The organism is Curtobacterium sp. APC 4022, assembly GCF_030407555.1.
In the GTDB taxonomy this organism is placed as follows: Bacteria; Actinomycetota; Actinomycetes; order Actinomycetales; family Microbacteriaceae; genus Curtobacterium.
The window spans coordinates 1-1,229 of sequence record NZ_JASDDD010000107.1; the positions used below are offsets into that span (position 1 = coordinate 1).

The following is a 1,229-nucleotide window of genomic DNA, read 5'->3' on the forward strand; positions in this document are numbered from 1 at the left end:
GTCAGGCTGATCGAAGCGCTTCGACAGTGGACCGACGAAGACGCCGGGTCGATGTGTCCATCGACCGTTCGACGCCGGTCAGTGCACCGGTCGGATGGACCCGCGGTCGATGAACCGCGGTCGGAGGAGGGTGACGCCCGGTTCGCGGGCACCGTCGACCTGACGGACGGCGTCCTCCACGGCGCCGCGACACATCTCCTCGAGCGGGAGGGGGATGGTGGACAGGGGGACCTCGAGCCGGTCGGTGTCGTAGCTCGCGCAGGCGGCCACGACGGACACGTCCTCGGGGACACGGACACCCCGCGCCACCAGGTGCGCGAGGACAGCCTCGACGACGGGCTCGTTGCAGTGGAACACGAGCGCGGTCATGTCCGGCAGCCCGGCGAGCAACTCGTCCGCCGCCGCACGCTGGTCGGCGCGGTCGAGGGACGGGTACAGCGCCAGGGTGGCGATGCCGGCCGCCCGGCACTCGTCCTCGAACGCGTCGGCGAAACGGCGGATGAAGCCGGTGTGCCGCTCGACGTAGGTGGCGGGGTGGCCGATCACACCGATGCTGCGGTGTCCGGCGGCGGCGAGTGCACGGACCGAGGCGCGACCGGCCTCGGCGAAGTCCAGGTCGATGCAGCTCAGGCCCGTGGTGTCGCCCGGCACGCCGACGAACGCGGCCGCAGCGCCCGAGCGACGCACGACCTCGGCGCGCTCGTCATCCGTCGAGACCCCGAGCACGACCACCCCGTCGACCAGCGAGCTGTCGACCACGCGGCGGATGCCGGTGACCTCGTCGTCGCGGGCCAGGAGCAGGACGTCGTCGTCGTGGGCCCGTGCCGCCTCGACCACCGCGGTGACGAAGCGCATGTGCGTCGGCAGGTGCGCGTCCTGCCGGATCGGGGCGGACAGGGCGAGGATGTTCGTGCGGGCGCCGGCGAGCATCCGGGCGCCGGCGTTCGGACGGTAGTCGAGCTCGGCGACGGCCTGGTCGATGCGCGCCCGGGTCGTGGCGGAGATGCTGCGCTTGCCGGAGAGGGCGTACGAGACGGTCGAGATCGAGACGCCAGCCGCCTTCGCCACCTCGTGGATCGTCACCATGTGCGCACCTCCTCGTGCTCGTCTCCGTCGTGTCCTCCGTGCCGATCGTCGGCGCTTGTGAAGCGCTTCGATCGGCTCGCGACGGCGACGCTAACAGCGTCGAAGCGCTTCGCGCAACCATTTGTCTGCGATGCCAACAAATG

At 71.3% G+C, this 1,229-nt stretch carries 1 protein-coding gene; it reads right to left on the reverse strand.

The features are described from left to right. Window positions 1–78 precede the first annotated feature (78 nt). Window positions 79–1,086 carry a LacI family DNA-binding transcriptional regulator gene (locus QL987_RS16865; protein WP_111076341.1) on the reverse strand — a complete coding sequence of 336 codons (1,008 nt, stop codon included), beginning with the start codon at window positions 1,084–1,086 and terminating at the stop codon, window positions 79–81. Window positions 1,087–1,229 lie beyond the last annotated feature (143 nt).